Raw genomic sequence first — 16,721 nt, 5'->3', positions numbered from 1 at the left:
ACCCATGGCATCGCAAAGGATCTGCGTGGATGGCAACGAGGCCGCGGCGAGGGTCGCGTACGCGTTGAGCGAGGTCATCGCCATCTACCCGATCACCCCCGCCTCCCCGATGGGCGAACATGCGGACGACTGGGCGGCCGCCGGCCGGCCGAACCTGTGGGGCGTGGTTCCCGACGTCGTGGAGATGCAGTCGGAGGGCGGCGCGGCAGGGGCCTTGCACGGCGCGCTGGCCAAGGGCGCGTTGGCCACCACGTTCACCGCCTCACAGGGATTGCTGCTCATGATCCCCAACATGTTCAAGATCGCCGGTGAGCTCACACCCGCGGTCATCCACGTCGCGGCCCGGACCATCGCCACCCATGCTTTGTCGATCTTCGGGGACCACTCCGACGTGATGCACGCCCGCACCACGGGGTGGGCGATGCTGTGCGCGTCGTCGGTGCAGGAAGCGCACGACTTCGCGCTGGTGGCCCACGCCGCCACACTGCGTTCCCGAGTGCCGTTCCTGCACTTCTTCGACGGGTTCCGCACCAGCCACGAGATGGCGACCATCGAGCCGCTCGGCGAGGACGACCTGCGGACACTGGTCCGGGAGGAGGACCTCGTCGCGTTCCGGCTGCGGGGGATGTCACCGGAGCGGCCCGACGTGCGGGGCACCGCGCAGAACCCTGACGTCTTCTTCCAGGCCCGTGAGGCTGCCAACCCCTTTTACGGAGCGGTGCCCGGCATCGTGCAGGAGGTGTTCGACCAGCTCGCCGTCCGCACCGGCCGGCACTACTCGCTGGCCGAGTACCGGGGGGCACCTGACGCGCAGCGGGTGATCGTCGTGATGGGTTCCGCAGCGGGCGCGGTGGCCGAGACGGTGGACGAGATGACGGCCACCGGCGAGCGGGTAGGGATGGTGACCCTGCGCCTCTACCGGCCCTTCCCCGCCGAGGCACTGGTGCGAGCCCTTCCGCCGACGTGCCGGGTGATCGGGGTGCTCGATCGCACCAAGGAGCCCGGGTCGGTCGGCGAGCCGCTGTACCTCGACGTCCGGGTCGCGCTCGACGAGGCCATGGGAGGCGAGCTGCCGCCGTTCGCGGTGACACCGGAGGTCGTCGGTGGCCGCTACGGGCTTTCGTCCAAGGAGCTCACGCCGGCCATGGTGAAGGGGGTCTTCGACGAGCTCGCTCTGCCTCGACCTCGCCGCGAGCTCACCGTGGGCATCTACGACGACGTGACCGGGCTGAGTGTTCGACCCGACGAGACGTTCGCGGTGACTCGGCCCGCCGGCGAGGTGCAGGCGGTCTTCTTCGGACTCGGTTCCGACGGAACCGTGGGGGCGAACAAGTCCTCCGTCAAGATCATCGGTGAATCCACGGACCTGTTCGCGCAGGGCTACTTCGTCTACGACTCGAAGAAATCAGGCTCGGTGACGGTGTCGCACCTGCGCTTCGGTCCTGAGCCGATCCACTCCACCTACCTGATCGACCAGGCCGACTTCGTGGCGTGCCACCAGTTCGGCCTGCTCGAGCGGATGAAGGTGCTCGAGCTCGCCAAGCCCGGGGCCACGTTCCTGCTCAACAGTCCCTTCCCCGCCGACGAGGTGTGGGATCGGCTCCCACATGGCGTGCAACAGCAACTCATCGACAAACAGATCAGCTTCTGGATCGTCGCCGCCGACCGGATCGCGGCCGAAGCCGGGATGGGCAACCGCATCAACACGGTCATGCAGCCCTGCTTCTTCCAGCTCGCCGGGGTGCTCCCACCTGACGAGGCGATGGCCCGCATCAAGGCGTCGATCGAGCAGACCTACGCTCGGCGGAGTCCCGCCCTCGTGGAGCGGAACTTCGCTGCCATCGACCGCTCCCTGGCCGGGCTGCAGCGGGTCGAGCTGCCCCAGCTCGCCACCAGCGTCCACCCTGACCTCCGACGGATCCCCGATGACGCCCCGGACTTCGTCAAGCGGGTGACCTCGGTGTTGCTGGCCGGCGACGGTGACCTGCTGCCGGTCTCGGCGCTACCCGCCGACGGCCGGTTCCCCTCCGGTACCGCCAGGTACGAGAAGCGGGCGATCGCCAAGGAGATCCCGATCTGGGACCCCGAGGTGTGCATCGACTGCGGCACGTGCGCCATCGTCTGCCCCCACGCCACCATCCGCATGAAGATCTTCGAGCCGGACGCGCTCGACGGGGCGCCGCCGCAGTTCCTGTCCAAGCCGTTCCGGTCAAGGGAGCTCGAAGGCTTCCGTCTCACCATCCAGGTGGCACCCGACGACTGCACCGGCTGTGGAGTGTGCGTCGACGTGTGTCCCGCCAAGTCGAAGACCGAAGTCCGGCACAAGGCCATCAACATGGAGCCGGTGACCGCACACCGCGACGTCGAGCGGGTGCGCTGGGCGTACTTCTCGTCGATCCCACCGGTCGACCGCAGCCTGCTCGCCCACGACTCGGTGAAGGGGTCACAGGTTCTCGAGCCGCTCTTCGAGTTCTCGGGTGCCTGCGCGGGCTGCGGTGAGACGCCGTACCTGAAGCTCGTGAGCCAGCTCTTCGGCGACCGGGTCCTGATCGCCAACGCCACGGGTTGCTCGTCGATCTACGGCGGGAACCTGCCCACGACACCATGGGCGATGAACCACGAGGGGCGAGGCCCGGCGTGGAGCAACTCGCTGTTCGAGGACAACGCCGAGTTCGGGCTCGGCATGCGGGTCGGGCTGGAGGCCCAGCAGCGGCAGGCCCGGCTGCTGCTTCGCCGCCTGGCGCCCCAGCTCGGTTCTGAGCTGGTCGAAGCCATCCTCGACGGGCGGCAAGCGACCGAGGACGAGCTGGTCGCCCAGCGGGAGCGGGTGGCGCGACTTCGAGCGATGCTCGAGGCGATCGTCGCCTCGAGCTCGGGTGAGCGGGCCGCGGCGGCCCAACTGCTGTCGCTCGCGGACGTGCTCACACGGCAGGGGGTGTGGATCGTGGGCGGCGACGGTTGGGCCTACGACATCGGCTTCGGCGGTCTGGACCACGTGCTGTCGACCGGGCGGGACGTGAACATCCTCGTCCTCGACACCGAGGTGTACTCGAACACCGGTGGCCAGGCTTCCAAGGCGACCCCCCGCTCCGCGGTGGCCAAGTTCGCCTCTGCCGGCAAGGGCGTGGGCAAGAAGGACCTCGGTGCGGTGGGGCGCGAGTACGGGAACGTCTACGTCGCCCAGATCGCGATGGGAGCCAACGACCTGCAGGCCACCAAGGCGCTGCTGGAAGCCGACGCCTGGCCGGGGCCGTCGTTGGTGATCGCCTACTCCACGTGCATCGCGCACGGCATCGACATGTCGAAGTCGATGACCCATCAGAAGGACGCGGTGCGTTCGGGGTACTGGCCACTGTACCGGTTCCGCCCCTCGGAGGCCGAGCATGGTCACCCCTTCAGCCTCGACTCCAAGGCGCCGTCGATCCCGGTGGCCGACTTCGTGGAGACCGAGGCCCGGTTCGCCGTCCTGCGCCGCACCGACCCCCGGCGCGCTCGCGAGCTGGCGGAGCTGCTGCAGGCGGACGTGGACGAGCGATGGCGGTACTACGGCCAGCTCGCGGGTCTGGAGCGCACCGTGCCACACCCCAGCGGTCGTGAGAAGCAAGACGAGGAGCGTGACGAGGAGATGGAGCAGTGAGCGCGGATCTGGCGACCCGCTATCTGGGGCTGGAGCTGTCGTCGCCGGTCGTCGCGTCGGCAAGCCCGCTCACCGGTGACGTGGAGACGGTGCGAGCACTCGTCGACGCGGGTGCAGCGGCGGTGGTGATGCCGTCGCTGTTCGAGGAGGAGATCCTCCAGGAGGAGCTCGAGCTCACCCGGGCGCTCGAGGCCGGCGCCGAGCACTTCTCCGAGGCCGCCACCTACTTCCCCTCCGTCCCGGAGCTGGTCAACGCCGCCGACCGCTACGTGGCCTGCCTCGCCGAGCTGAAGGGCGCGGTCGCGGTCCCGATCGTCGCCAGCCTCAACGCGGACACCAGGGGCGGGTGGGTCCGCCACGCCGGCCGGCTGGCGAGCGCGGGGGCCGACGCCATCGAGCTCAACCTCTACACGGTGGCCGCCGATCCCGAACGCTCCGGGGTCGAGGTCGAGGCCGAGCTGCTCGGGGTGGTGGCCGACGTCCGCCGCGCCGTGGAGGTGCCGCTGGCGGTGAAGCTCAGCCCGTACTTCTCGTCCATGGCTCACATGGCTCGCCAGGTGGTGGGAGCCGGGGCGGACGGGCTGGTGCTGTTCAACCGCTTCTACCAGCCCGACATCGATCTCGAGGCGCTGGACGTGGTGCCCCGGGTGGAGCTCTCGTCCCGCTGGGAGCTGCGGCTGCCGCTGCGATGGATCGCGATCCTCCGTCCTCTCCTGCCGGACACCTCGCTCGCCGCGACCAGCGGGATCGCCTCGGGCCAGGACGTGGCCAAGGCCGTCGCCGCTGGGGCGGACGTCGCCATGATGACCTCGGCGGTGTTGCGCCACGGGCCGGGTCATGTGTCGACCGTGATCGGTGAGCTGCGCCGCTGGCTCGACGACCACGGGTACGCGAGCGTCGGGCAGCTGCGGGGAAGCATGAGCTACGCCGCCAGCGCCGATCCGTCGGCGTTCGAGCGGGCGAACTACCGCCAGGTGCTCCACTCCTGGACCTCCCCGGGGGAGCTGTCGTCGCCGCTGCCGCCGCCCCCCTCGTAGCGATCGGCCAGCCGGCGGCGCCGCAGGTGGGGTGGGCATGATGGGCTGAGGGCCGGCCTCACACGGGAGGTTTCGGAGCGAGGACCAGCAGCACCGTCGACCAGGCCAGCACCGCTGCACTCAACCCGACCAGGCCGTAGCGGGCCGCTCGCAGGTGGAAGTGGCTGCTGATGCCCACGAGGAACAGCACCGATGCCAACAGCACCGTGATGCGCACGTAGTCGTCACTGGTGCCGCCCGCTTCCGCCCCGTGCGCGTAGAGCTCGTCGGCGGTACGTGACAGCTCGGTGCTGCGATCGCGGTCCGGCTGGGCGTACTCGGGCATGTAGGTGGGGCCCGGTGGCGCGTTCGGGTTGTTCGCCGGGTCGGTCGCGAGCCAGGCGTCGAAGGCCACCCGGAACTCGGGCCGGAACCGCTTGACCGCCAAGGCCATGGCCTCGGTGTCGGACCGGGCCCACGCCCCGAACCAGGCGTTGAAGGTGAGACCGTCGAAGTTGCGTGCTTCGAGGGCCCGGAGGTCGGCGTCGTTGGCTTCGGTCCTCGCGGTGGAGGCTCGGGCCAGCGCGAGGCGTGACTCGGTGCTCCACTTCGCAGCCGCGAAACCGGACCATGCGGCGAGCAAGGTGACGGTGGCGAGCAGGACCGCTTCGACGATCCTGATGGCCGACGGTTCGTCGCTCTCGTCACGGTCGTCGGTGCGGTCCTGCTCGACGCCGTTGAGATCGGTCATGGCGATCCACGGAGATCTGTGGTCTCGACAGTTGTGGGCAGGCGGCCCGAGACGATGGCCTCGAGGAACCGCTCGTAGTCTTCGAGGTTCTGCGCGGCGTAGGCCTCGGCGAAGGCGGTGATCGCCCGGTCGAACGTGGCGCCTCTCCCGAGATACGAGCTGATCGCCACCGGATCACCGGAGCGGGCATGCCCTCGGGCGAGGATGCGTCCGCACAGGTGCGCGTAGAAGCTCAGCTGGTCGGGCGTCGTGCCCTCGATGTCGACCGTCCCCTTCCAATCCCTGAGCTGGCGCACGTAGTAGTGGTGGCCCCCGATGTGCTCGGAGGTCCAGCCGAGGAAGGGGTCGGACTGCGCTTGTACCAGCCGCTGCCCCTCCACGACCCGTTGACCGTGGTTGGGGTAGGGGCTCGGGCCGAGGTGGGCCTCGAGCACCGACGGACCAGCCTCCTTGGCTTGCAGTAGGAGCGGATCGTGCTCGTCGCGGCCGCGCAGCAGCAGGATCAGGCAGCGGGTGCCCACGCTGCCCACCCCGACCACTTTCACCCCGATATCGATCACCTCGTAGCGGGCGACGAGGTGATGGCGAGCATCGTCGAGGGTGTCGAGGTAGTCGGCGAACGCGGACAGCGTGACCTCACGCAGGACGTCCTGGTCGTAGCCCAGCGGGGCGTCACGCAACGAGAACAGCACCGGTGGCCGGTGAGCGATTCGAGGCTGGCCGTCGACGATCTCGGTGAGCTTGCCGACCGCCTGCAGGCTCGTCCGGTGCATGGCCCGCCGCTGGAAGCGCTCGATCCGCATGGCGAGCTCGTCTGCGGTCACACCAGCGGTGGTAGTCAGGTCCTCCACCCGCAGCGTCTGGTACCACAGGTCGAGGAACCCCATCTCCGCGTACTCGGCCATCGCCTGGCGGTAGGCCCGGGTCACCCGGGCGGTGGCCCGCCTGGTGACCTCGGCCGGGAAGCCGAGGTACTGCCCGGCGATCGTGAAGCTGGTTGCCAGACGCTTCAGATCCCACTCCCAGGGGCCACGGAGCGTCTCGTCGAAGTCGTTCGCATCGACGACGAGGTGGCGTTCGGGTGAGGCGTACGCACCGAAGTTGGACAGGTGCGCGTCGCCGCCGAGCTGCACGGTGAGGCCGCTCACCGGGGTCGAGGCCAGATCGCCGGCCATGATCGCCGCCGCGCCCCGGTAGAAGGCGAAGGGGTTGGCCCCCATGCGCTGGTGGCGTACCGGCACCAGGAACGCGAGCCGGGAGTGGTTCTGCCCGTCGATGACGGCGATCGGGTCGGGCCGACCGTCCGGGGTGACCCACTGGGCGTGCGAGGAACGGGGCGCGACCGCCCGGGCGGCGCGCCCCATCTCACGTCGTTCGTCGAGCGATGCGCTTCCCATCGAGGAGGTACCAGGGGTCGAGTTACGAGCGGTCCGCATGGTTGCGGGCGGTACGCTACCGGCGCCCCAGCGGGAGATCCCGATGGGTGGGGGCGGCGTGGCCGCCGACGGATGCGAGGAGCGACGATGGTTGCACCCGAAGGCGGTACGGACGGTGTCCCCGGCACGCGCTACTTCGCGCAACCACTGCCCCGTGATCGTTTCCCCGACGAGGGCATGGATGCCCGAGATGCGTACGAGCTGATCCACCTCGGCCTGCGGGTCGACGGGCAGCCGTCGATGAACCTCGCGTCGTTCGTCACCACGTGGATGGAGCCCGAAGCCGAGCAGCTCATCCACGAGGCGATGAGCACCAACCACATCGACCACGAGGAGTACCCGATCGCGGAGCGGATCGAGACGATCTGCGCTCGGATGCTCGCCGATCTCTGGCACGCGCCGTCACTGGACGACGCGGTCGGGGTGGCGACCATCGGCAGCTCCGAGGCGATCATGCTCGGTCTGCTGGCGGCGAAGTTCCACTGGCGGAACCGCCGGCAGGCCGAGGGTCGGCCCGCCGACCGGCCGAACGTGGTGTACGGAGCCGAGACGCACATCGTCTGGGACAAGTTCGCCCGCTACTTCGACGTGGAGATGCGGAAGATCCCTCTCCGTGCGGACCACTTCGTGCTCCACCCCGACGATGTCGCCGAGCGGGTGGACGAGAACACCATCGCGGTCGGCGCAGTGCTGGGCACGGCCTTCATCGGTGAAAACGACCCGATCGGCGGGATCAACGACGTGCTCCTCGACCTGAAGGCCAGGCGCGGCTTGGACATTCCCATCCACGTCGACGCGGCCAGCGGGGGCTTCATCGCGCCGTTCAGCCGCCCCGACGAGCGGTGGGACTTCCGTCTCGAGCAGGTGGTCTCCATCAACGCTTCGGGTCACAAGTACGGGCTCGTCTACCCCGGGGTGGGTTGGTTGGTGTTCCGCGACCGTTCACGCCTGCCGTCCGATCTGGTGTTCAACGTGAACTACCTCGGCAGCGAGCAACCGACCTTCACCTTCAACTTCTCCCGCAGCAGCGCCATGATCCAGGCGCAGTACTACAACTTCGTGCGGCTCGGTCGGCGCGGATACACCGCGATCGTCGAGACCATGCTGGCGAACGCCCGGTACCTGAACGAGCGGCTCGCGGCCACCGGCCGTTTCCAGGTCCTCAACCCCGGGCTGGCCGAGCCGGTGGTCACCTTCCGGTTGGTGCCGGGTCACGATTTCGACGAGTTCCACCTCTCGGATCGTCTCCGCCAGCACGGCTGGATCGTCCCCGCGTACACGCTGCCCCCGAACGCGCAGCACGTGAACGTGCTGCGGGTGGTGGTCCGCAACGACATGAGCCGAGACAAGGTGGACATCCTGATCGCCCATCTGGAGGAGGCGTGCCGCGAGCTCGACGGCAGCGGCATGCCGCCCACCGGCGCGGGGCGGCGCACCCACGAGCATCAGCGGCGCCGCTGCTGAGCCACCGGGACTGCTCGGTCGGGAGGGGTCCTGCTGGCCCCAGGATCACGCTCCGTCGATACCTCTCTGCCCAGCGCGTCTGCAGCGGTGCCGCCACGCTCACGTGGGGTCTCGGGATGGTCGCCCCGGGGGTAGGGAGCAACGTGGCTCTCCCGTCGGACGAAAGGAGCCGGAGATGGCTGAAGTCAGAGCAGAGCAGACGGCGGCCACAGCGAGGCCCGAGGCGGCTCCCCGAGTGGTCGAGGAGTACGAGGAGTTCACCGGCTGGATGGGGTGGAACGTCTTCGCCGCCACCATCATGATGATCGCCGGCACGCTCCAGGGGCTCTCCGGGCTCATCGCCATCGTGAACGACGACTGGATCGTGTGGACCAACCGCGGCAGCCTCTACATCGACATGACGGCGTGGGGCTGGGTCCACCTGGTGATCGGCGCGGTGGTGTTCCTCGCCGGCCTCGGCGTGCTGACCGGGAACCTCCTCGCCCGCATCGTGGGTGTGGTCCTCGCGGCATCGAGCATCGTTGCCAACTTCCTCTTCCTGCCTGCGTTCCCGATCTGGTCGATCACGGTGATCGCCCTCGGGGTGATCGTGATCTGGGCCCTCACCGCCCACGGCCACGAGATGCGCGACCGCACGCGCCCCACCGAGATCGATCTCCGGACGCCCGCGCCCACCCGGTAGCGCGATCGATCGCGGTCCCCGCGGGGTGGGGTCGCATTCGATCCCGACCCGGCGCGGTCGTACACTCGCCCCCGGTAGGCCGGCACCGAGCACCGAGGAGCTCGATGGGTTACGAACCGCCTCCGGGCACCGGTGCGATCAAGGCGGCGACGTTGCGGCGATCGCATCGCTACCTCATGCCGCACCGGGTCGAGTCCTTCGACCGGATGGGCGTGTCGTTCGTCATCGACCGTCGGGAGGGCTACCGGCTCTGGGACCTCGACGGTCGGGAGCTGCTGGATCTGCACCTCAACGGAGGCACGTTCAACCTGGGACACCGCCATCCGGTGCTCGTGGCGGCGTTGATCGAGGGGCTGGAGCGCTACGACATCGGCAACCACCACTTTCCCTCCGAACCGCGCAGCCTGCTGGCCGAGGCGCTGGCGGACGCGTCACCGGCGGGCGCGCTGCGCAAGGTCGTGCTCTGCACCAGCGGCAGTGAGGCGATCGATGTCGCCATCCGCTCCGCCCGCCACGCCACCGGTCGGCGCCGAGTCGTCGCCTACGACGGCGCGTTCCACGGCCGCAGCGGGCTGTCGGGCGCGGCGGGCGACGACCGGGCAGCGCGGCTGTTCCACAGTGAGAGCGGCGACTTCTCCGTGCTGCCGTTCGACGATCTCGATGCGGCCGAGGCGGCACTGGCGGGGAACGACGTCGCCGCGTTCCTGTGCGAGGTGCTGCCTGCCACCGCGGGGTTCCTGATGCCGAGCGACGGCTACCTCACAGGCCTGCGAGAGCTGTGCGACCGGCACGGCACGATGCTCGTCGCCGACGAGGTGCAGACCGGGCTCGGGCGAACCGGGGGGCTGTGGGCCATCGAGGGCTTCGGGGTCGTCCCAGACATCCTGGTCACCGGGAAGGGTCTCTCCGGGGGGCTGTACCCGGTGGCGGCGGTGCTGCTCCACGAGCGGGCCGCGGGCTGGATGCACGAGGACGGGTGGGCGTACGTGTCGACCTTCGGTGGATCGGAGCTGGGGGCGGTGGTGGCCCGCCGGGCTCTCGAGCTCTCGGCGGACCCGGCGACCCTCGCCAACGTCACCGAGGTGAGCGAGGCCTACGGCCGAGGCTTCGCCGACCTGCAGCGCCGGTACCCGTTCCTGGCCGAGGTCCGGCGCCGCGGGGTGGTGATGGCACTGCGCTTCGACCATCCCTGGGGCGGGATCACGATGGCCCGCCACCTGTTCGAGGCCGGGGTGTGGGCCATGTTCTGCGGATTCGACCTCTCGGCGTTGCAGTGGAAGCCCGGCCTGCTCGTCGACGAGGCGTTCGTCGCCGAGTCCCTCGAGCGGTTCGAGCGGGCCCTCGCCGCGGCCAGCGACGAGGTCGCGGCCGGGAAGGCGCCGGCGTGAGCGGCTTCTACGAGCTGCCGTCCGAGCAACAGGTCGACGCGCTGCGGGACCTGCTGATCGACGCCCTGGGGGCGTGGGATCTCGGTGCCCTGGAATCGGTCGAGCTGCTCGCGGAGCGGGAGAACGCGGTGTTCGAGGTGCGCAGCGGTCGGGGTCGCTTCGTGGCCCGGGTGCACCGCGCCGGGTACCACACCGACGACCAGCTCCGCTCCCAGGTGGCGTGGATGCGCGCCCTCAGGGCGCAGGGGGTGGTGGAGACCGCGGACGTGGTGGACACCCGGGCAGGTGACGTGTTCACGGTCGCCACTCGGCCTCCCGTGCCCGAGGCCCGGCAGGTCTCGGTGCTGGAGTGGGTGGGCGGCGAGCAGCTCTCCTCGCGCCTGCAGGCCGCGGGTGGGGACGAGTTGGCGGGCTGGTACCACCGCATCGGTGCGCTCGCGGCCGGGCTGCACGAGCAGGTCCGCACCTGGCGGCGCCCGGCGGGCTTCAGCACCATCACCTGGGACGTCGATGGCCTGCTCGGCGAGCGAGCGGTGTGGGGACGCTTCTGGGCGCTGGAGGGGATGGCGGCTGATGACCGGACGGTGATGGCCGAGCTTCGGGCCCGGGCGATGGCCGAACTGGCGCGGCTCCCTCGCGACCCGGACCGCTACGGGCTGATCCACAACGACTTCCTGGCCGAGAACCTGCTGGTCGACGGTGACCGGCTCACGCTGCTCGACTTCGACGACTGCGGCGAGAGCTGGTTCGCGTGGGATCTGACCCCGGCACTGGTGTCGATCGCCACCCGGGAGGACTACCCGTCGCTGCGGGACGCGCTGGTGGAGGGCTACCGCGAGGTCCGCCCGCTCGGCGAAGACGAGCTCGCCCGCTTGCCGTTGCTGTTCGCCTTGCGGATGGCCACCTACGCGGCGTGGCTCGACACGAGGAGCCACACCCAGTTCGCGAAGGACCTCGGGCCGGTCATCGTGGCTGCGGCGGTGGATGTCGCCCGCCGGTACCTCGCAGGGGAACTCGAGGTCTGACCGGTACCGGCGAGCCGAGGCGGCCCGTTCAGCTCTCCTCGGGGAGGCGGATCGCGGAGACCTCGAACTCGAGCTCGACCTTCTCACTCACGAGCACCCCACCCGCTTCCAGGACGGTGTTCCAGGTCAGGCCCCAGTCCTTGCGGTTGAGCACCCCGCGACCCTCGAAGCCGATCCGGTGATTCCCCCACGGGTCGACGGTCGCTCCCGTGTAGGTGAATTCGACGGTCACCGGTCGCGTGACGTCCCGGATCGTGAGATCGCCGCTGACCCGGTACCGGTCGCCGTCGAGTGGCTCGACCGCCGTGGACACGAAGCGAATCTCCGGGAAGTGCTCCACGTCGAGGAAGTCCGGGCTGCGCAGGTGGGCGTCGCGGTCATCGTTGCGCGTGTTCACGCTGGCGGCGTCGATCGTCAGCTCGAGGTGGGAGTTCGTGGGGGAGCTGGCATCGAAGTAACCGGTGCCCTCGACCCGGTCGAACGAGCCGCGGACCTTGGTGATCATCGCGTGGCGGGCCACGAACCCGACCGTGCTGTGGGCGGGATCCAAGCGGTAGGTGCCGGTCAACTCGGTGGGGAGCGTCGGAGTCTGCATCGGTCGTGTTCCTCCTCGTGCGAGTGAGATAGTGACATGTCATTCAATCTGGTTGAGATGTCATCTATTCCCGGCACTAGGGTGACTCCGTGGGGGAAGTGCGATGGCTGGATGAACGAGAAGCGCGCGCCTGGCGGTCGCTGCAGCTCATGCAGATGCGGTTGACGGCGGCGCTCGCCCGCCAGCTCGCCGAGGAAGCGGGCATGTCCTACCAGGACTACGTGGTGCTCGTGGCCCTCACGGCTGAGCCGGAGGGGCGCATGCGGCTGGTGGACCTCGCTCGGGTGCTCGGCTGGGAGCAGAGCCGGCTCTCCCATCACGTGGCTCGCATGCAACGTCGCGGATCGGTGACCAAGCGGCGATGTGAGGCCGATCGCCGGGGCTGGTGGGTCGTGGTCACCCCGCGAGGGCGGCGAGAGATCGAAGCCGCCGCTCCCGGACACGTCGCCGAGGTGCGACGATTGTTCGTCGATCAGCTCACCAGGCGGGAGCTCGACACGATCGCCTCGGTGGCCGAACGGGTCCTGGCGGCGATAGACGAAGCGGAGACAGGAGGTCCTCGATGACGGCAGATGATCCTCGTCAGGCCGGCGAGCCGCGGACCCGGGACGTGACCCGCACCTACGAGAACGACCACATCCGGGTCTTCTGGGATGCCACCCGTTGCATCCACACCGCCATCTGCCTGCGGCAGTTGCCGGAGGTGTTCGACGTCGCTGCCCGCCCCTGGATCGATCTGTCGGGGGCCGAGGCGGAGGCGATCGCCGCGACCATTCGGGCCTGTCCCACGGGCGCACTGCGCTACGAAGGTCTGGCGATCGCCGACGAGCAGCCTGACGAACCGGCCACGATCGAGATTCGACCGAACGGCCCGCTGTTCGTGCGTGGCCGGGTCCGGCTGCAGCGCGCGGGCGGGGAGACGCTCGCCGAGGAGTATCGGCTCGCGCTGTGTCGTTGCGGGGCCAGCGAGAACAAGCCGTATTGCGACAACAGCCATCGCCTCATCGGCTTCCGCGACGCCTGACCGGCGTGCCGCTACGCTCCCGAAGGTGGCTGTGCCAGATGCCCGGGCCGCGCTCGATCGGTTGCTGGCCGCCGCCGATGATGGCCGTCTCGACGAGCTCTGCGAGCGGCTCGGGGTGCGGGTGCTCGCCGCGTTCGGTAGTGCCGCGTCGGGCGAAGGTGACCCGAACGACCTCGATATCGCCGTGGGCTTCCTCGGGAGCCCTCGGGTGTTGGAGTTGCTCGACGGGCTGGTCGCGCTCGCCGGCTACGACCGCATCGACCTCGCGATCCTCGACGGCGCGGACCCGGTGTTGCGGAGCGAGGCCCTCACCGGCACACCACTGTTCCAGCACGCGCCGGGGGTGTTCGCCACCGAGCAGATGGCCGCGCTGGCCGAGCGCCGGGACACCGAGTGGCTCCGGCGGCTCGATGTGGAGGCGATGCGGTGAACGTGCCCCGACTCGACACCGACGTGATCGCTCGCCGCCTCCGCCTCCTGCGCGACACCCTCGATGAGCTCGCCGCTCTGCGGGGCGTGACCGCGGCACGACTGGGGGCGGCGCCGCTCGAGCGTGCGGCGGCGGAGCGCTTTCTGCAGGTGGCCGTGGACCTGGCGATCGACATCAACGCCCATGTCGCCGTCGCGCTCTCGGGGCGGGCACCGGCGACGGGGCGCGAGTCGTTCCTCGCCATGGGAGCCGCAGGCGTGCTCCCGGTCGAGCTGGCTGAGCAGCTCGCGCCGGCTGCTGGGCTGCGGAACGTCCTTGTGCACCGGTACGTGGATATCTCGCTCGACCTCGTGGCCCGAGCGGTGCCGGAGGTGCTCGATGGTCTCGGCGCCTACGTCGAGCAGGTGGCGACCTTCCTGGCCAGCCGCTCGGCATGATCCCCGCACTCCGTCGCGCAGCACGATCCGTCATGAGGTGTGTGCCAGCCCATCACCGGGCACCGCTGGATTCGCCCGCACTCGCGGACTCGTCGGTTGGGAGAGCGCGCGGGGCGCGCTCCGTGTCGGGGCCGCCCCATCGGTGGGCGATGGCCGTGACGGCACCGGGCGGCGTCGCGTCGTGCGGTAGCTCGCCGGGGGAGTGTGGCTCGGCATCCTCGAGCAGATCCCGCGGCGGTGGCTCAAGGTCGATGCCTGCTTCTTCGGCGGCAGTCCGACCCCCTGCCGGGAGTCGTGGTGCCCGGGGAGTCCACGGCCGCAGTTGCTGTACCACGGTCTCGTAGAAGTCGTCGATGGCCGCCAGCACGCTTTCTATGAACGAGCCACGCCCCGTCCCGCGCTTGGTGCCAGCGGCCGTCGTGGCCGCGATGCGGAACATGCGGAAGTCCCGGCGAGCGTCCTCAACGAGGGTCTGGGGACGTTCTCGCACCGTCTTGAGGAGCTCGCTCGTGGAGGTACGGGACCCGAACGTGAAGGCGTCGATGCGAAGGTCGTCTGGCGCGTCGCGCAGCTGCCGGATCAGCCAGTTCACTCGGGTGGAGGCCCGACCTTCTCGGGGCGCACCAACGTCGACCGAGACAGTGACCCTCCCCGCACGTAGGTCGGCAACGAGATCGACGGGGGCGATGGCGTCAGGGATGAGCAGCGCTCCGGTCAGGCGACCGTGCCTGACGAGCGATTGAGTCTGGGCCGCAAGGCGCGAAGCGGGGTCGGCGGACTCCTTTCGCGACAGGTGCACCTGCACGCCGGCACCGAGCTCGCGCCCGAGCCGCAGAGCCGCGAATCGGAGCAACTGATCCCACCTCGACACGACCTCGGCGAGGCCCGGGGAGTTCGCACGTAGCGTCCCGTTGGCCACGGCTTCACGGACCGGTACCCACGTGGGGCCCATGTCGGAGAAATCCAGCGCACCGGACTTCGGGTGTTCGAGGTACCGGATCAGTTCCTCCAGGATCCATGCCTGGTCGGGGTCGGACACGCCTCGGTGGACTCGCTGCTGGACAGCGATTGTGAGCACCTCGGCCCACGAGAGGTGGTGCAGCGCGGTCCTGCGCAGCTTGCGCTTGTCGACCTCCACGGGGTGGATACCAGGAGCGGGCGCGATCTGGTTGGAGATGGTCAGGACGGCGTCGAAGCCGTTGTCGCGAGCAACATCGAGGTATCCCTCGAGCTGCGGTCTCTCGAGGACCGCGCTCCCGGTCTTGACCTCGACCAAGGCCGTCCAGGTGCGGTTACCGCGGCGGCTCTCGATGATGCCGTCGGGGTACGCCGAGCGCCCGTCGATCTCGAACGGCACTTCGATGAAGGTGGTGATCTGCCCCGTGGGTGCGCCCAGCGGCTTGATGATGGCCAGGCCGAACTCGCGCACGGAGCGCATCACCGCGAGCAGTGCAGACGTCGCGCGCCGCTCTGCTTCTTCCTGGCCGCTGATCCCGCTGGTCGGGATCAGCCGCGCCTGCTGCCAGTGCTCCTCCGCCATCCCGCTGACCTTTACCATCAGCCACCACTAGGCACCCGCATGCTAGTGGAGGCACCGAACCTCAGTGGCCGAGCAGCCGGTCGAGGTCCAAGCGGGCGTCGGTGGTCGCCATCAGCCGGATGACCTCGGGGATCTGCTCGAAGGGGAGCTCACCTCGCTCGGCGCGCGCCAGCTCGTCCGGATCGATACCGAGCTCGCCGGCGAAGTGGCTGCGATCGACGCCCGCTCCACCCCGAACGGCCAGCGCAACGGCCCCCGCCACGGGGAAGGGAGCCCCTTGCCCGGCGAGCCGCTCCGCGAGCCGTTCGCAGAGGCGGGTGACATCGGTCGGCCAGCTCTCCGGTTGCATCGTGGTGGTGGCGCTCATGCGGCGAGCCATCCTCGCCCGTCGAGCTCACGGTACCGGTCATCGGTGGTGATGAGCCGTCGGAGCCCGGCCCTCATCCGATGCACGATCTGGCGGACGTGATCAGGTCTGAGCTCGAACTGGGTGGCGACCGTGGTGGCCGGGCTGCGGTCGCCATTGGACTGCTGCGCCAGGTACTCGTGGTAGACGGCCTGGTCGCGAGGGGAACCAACCCGTTCGACCGCCTCGCAGAACAGGGCGAAGTCGGCGTGGCGGGCACGCAGCGCGGCCCGGTCGATGTCGGCCGTGGTCTGCGCCGCGAGCGACCACGGTCGGCCCGCGTCGTCAAGCTGGCAGAGGTCGAGATCGGTGGTCGGATGCCCGATGGCTCGCACGATCGCCGCTCGGATCGCCCGCCTCGCCCACACCCACGGCAGGGTGCCGGCCGGATTCCAGGCGCCGGCCCGGTCGAAGATCACGAAGGCCGCTTCCTGCACCAGGCCGTCGAACTCGTCGGGGTCGTTGAGAAGATCGACCCGGCCGAACTCGCGCAGGACAGCTTGCACGGCGCGGGCAAGTGCACCACCGAACTGCGGTACGAAGGTGAAGAGGGCTGCGGCATCGCCAGCGGCCATGGCGGCCATGAGCTGCTCCAGCAGCACTCGGTCGTCTCGTTCCAAGGTTGCTCCTTCCTCCCAGGGGGCCGGTGGCCCACCGATGCCCCTCACCTCGAGGGCTTCCCGGATTCTGCGGAGGAGCAGGGACAAGTTTCAGCGTTGTGATTCGCGCGTGCCGCCCCACCTAGCCCGGTTCTGTGCATGGATTCGCGGTTGTGGGCCGCGGATCGATGAACAGTTCGATGGTTGATCCGGTTCTGTTCACCGATTCGCGTCTGGCGGCCGCGGATCGATGAACAGTTCGGAAGGAGGGGGCGAAGGGGGCGAAGGGGG

16 protein-coding genes are annotated in these 16,721 nt (G+C 69.5%); 10 read left to right on the top strand and 6 right to left on the bottom strand.

Going from position 1 to position 16,721, the window contains the following annotated elements:
• Positions 1-4: 4 nt before the first annotated feature.
• Positions 5-3,637: a pyruvate:ferredoxin (flavodoxin) oxidoreductase gene (gene nifJ, locus V7004_RS01530; RefSeq protein ID WP_442967988.1), complete on the top strand. Its 3,633-nt coding sequence runs from the start codon at positions 5-7 to the stop codon at positions 3,635-3,637.
• Entirely contained in the window at positions 3,634-4,674 is a 1,041-nt protein-coding gene (locus tag V7004_RS01525; RefSeq protein ID WP_334141422.1) for a dihydroorotate dehydrogenase-like protein, read from the top strand. The genes nifJ and V7004_RS01525 overlap by 4 nt, the downstream gene beginning before the upstream one ends.
• Before the next feature lie 58 nt (positions 4,675-4,732).
• Here V7004_RS01525 and V7004_RS01520 read toward each other — a convergent pair whose 3' ends face one another.
• Both V7004_RS01520 and V7004_RS01515 read right to left on the bottom strand, forming a co-directional pair.
• Positions 4,733-5,404: a hypothetical protein gene (locus V7004_RS01520; RefSeq protein WP_334141421.1), complete on the bottom strand. Its 672-nt coding sequence runs from the start codon at positions 5,402-5,404 to the stop codon at positions 4,733-4,735.
• Entirely contained in the window at positions 5,401-6,768 is a 1,368-nt protein-coding gene (locus tag V7004_RS01515; RefSeq protein WP_334141419.1) for a DUF2252 domain-containing protein, read from the bottom strand. Before V7004_RS01515 ends, V7004_RS01520 begins: the two co-directional genes overlap by 4 nt.
• Before the next feature lie 159 nt (positions 6,769-6,927).
• On the opposite strand from V7004_RS01515, the gene V7004_RS01510 reads away from it, so the two are divergent.
• The 4 genes from V7004_RS01510 (at position 6,928) to V7004_RS01495 (ending at position 11,399) form a co-directional block, all read left to right on the top strand.
• Positions 6,928-8,304, top strand: a complete 1,377-nt coding sequence (locus V7004_RS01510) for a glutamate decarboxylase (RefSeq protein WP_334141417.1) — start codon at positions 6,928-6,930, stop codon at positions 8,302-8,304.
• 175 nt (positions 8,305-8,479) lie between these two features.
• On the top strand, positions 8,480-8,986 hold the full coding sequence (locus V7004_RS01505; protein ID WP_334141415.1) for a DUF7144 family membrane protein: 507 nt from the start codon (positions 8,480-8,482) through the stop codon (positions 8,984-8,986).
• A 104-nt stretch (positions 8,987-9,090) separates the two neighbouring features.
• Positions 9,091-10,374: a class-III pyridoxal-phosphate-dependent aminotransferase gene (locus V7004_RS01500; RefSeq protein WP_334141413.1), complete on the top strand. Its 1,284-nt coding sequence runs from the start codon at positions 9,091-9,093 to the stop codon at positions 10,372-10,374.
• Positions 10,371-11,399 (top strand): phosphotransferase enzyme family protein, encoded by a 1,029-nt coding sequence (locus tag V7004_RS01495; RefSeq protein WP_334141412.1) that lies wholly within the window; start codon positions 10,371-10,373, stop codon positions 11,397-11,399. Before V7004_RS01500 ends, V7004_RS01495 begins: the two co-directional genes overlap by 4 nt.
• A gap of 28 nt (positions 11,400-11,427) precedes the next feature.
• Here the strand turns inward: V7004_RS01495 and V7004_RS01490 are convergent, their stop codons facing one another.
• On the bottom strand, positions 11,428-11,994 hold the full coding sequence (locus tag V7004_RS01490; RefSeq protein WP_334141411.1) for a YceI family protein: 567 nt from the start codon (positions 11,992-11,994) through the stop codon (positions 11,428-11,430).
• Positions 11,995-12,083: 89 nt separating this feature from the next.
• Between V7004_RS01490 and V7004_RS01485 the strand changes: the two genes are divergently transcribed.
• Genes V7004_RS01485 through hepT form a run of 4 tightly spaced genes read left to right on the top strand, consistent with a single transcriptional unit; the run spans position 12,084 to position 13,885 of the window.
• Positions 12,084-12,560 (top strand): MarR family winged helix-turn-helix transcriptional regulator, encoded by a 477-nt coding sequence (locus tag V7004_RS01485; protein WP_334141410.1) that lies wholly within the window; start codon positions 12,084-12,086, stop codon positions 12,558-12,560.
• Positions 12,557-13,018 (top strand): (4Fe-4S)-binding protein, encoded by a 462-nt coding sequence (locus V7004_RS01480; protein ID WP_334141408.1) that lies wholly within the window; start codon positions 12,557-12,559, stop codon positions 13,016-13,018. Before V7004_RS01485 ends, V7004_RS01480 begins: the two co-directional genes overlap by 4 nt.
• Before the next feature lie 25 nt (positions 13,019-13,043).
• Entirely contained in the window at positions 13,044-13,448 is a 405-nt protein-coding gene (locus tag V7004_RS01475) for a nucleotidyltransferase family protein (RefSeq protein WP_334141406.1), read from the top strand.
• Positions 13,445-13,885 carry a type VII toxin-antitoxin system HepT family RNase toxin gene (gene hepT, locus V7004_RS01470; protein WP_334141404.1) on the top strand — a complete coding sequence of 147 codons (441 nt, stop codon included), beginning with the start codon at positions 13,445-13,447 and terminating at the stop codon, positions 13,883-13,885. Before V7004_RS01475 ends, hepT begins: the two co-directional genes overlap by 4 nt.
• 52 nt (positions 13,886-13,937) lie before the next feature.
• On the opposite strand, the gene V7004_RS01465 is transcribed toward hepT, so the two are convergent.
• From V7004_RS01465 to V7004_RS01455, 3 genes are read right to left on the bottom strand one after another with little or no spacing between them, the layout of a single operon-like run.
• Entirely contained in the window at positions 13,938-15,443 is a 1,506-nt protein-coding gene (locus V7004_RS01465) for a hypothetical protein (protein ID WP_334141400.1), read from the bottom strand.
• A gap of 43 nt (positions 15,444-15,486) precedes the next feature.
• Positions 15,487-15,792, bottom strand: coding sequence for a hypothetical protein (locus tag V7004_RS01460; protein WP_334141396.1), 306 nt, complete (start codon positions 15,790-15,792; stop codon positions 15,487-15,489).
• Entirely contained in the window at positions 15,789-16,451 is a 663-nt protein-coding gene (locus tag V7004_RS01455) for a hypothetical protein (protein WP_334141394.1), read from the bottom strand. Before V7004_RS01455 ends, V7004_RS01460 begins: the two co-directional genes overlap by 4 nt.
• Positions 16,452-16,721: the final 270 nt, after the last annotated feature.

Origin of the sequence: Rhabdothermincola sp. (assembly GCF_036846205.1) — a bacterium.
In the GTDB taxonomy this organism is placed as follows: domain Bacteria; phylum Actinomycetota; class Acidimicrobiia; order Acidimicrobiales; family Acidimicrobilacustridaceae; genus Rhabdothermincola.
The sequence above is the reverse complement of the archived record's forward strand: the minus strand, read 5'-3'. Positions and strand labels throughout refer to the sequence as shown.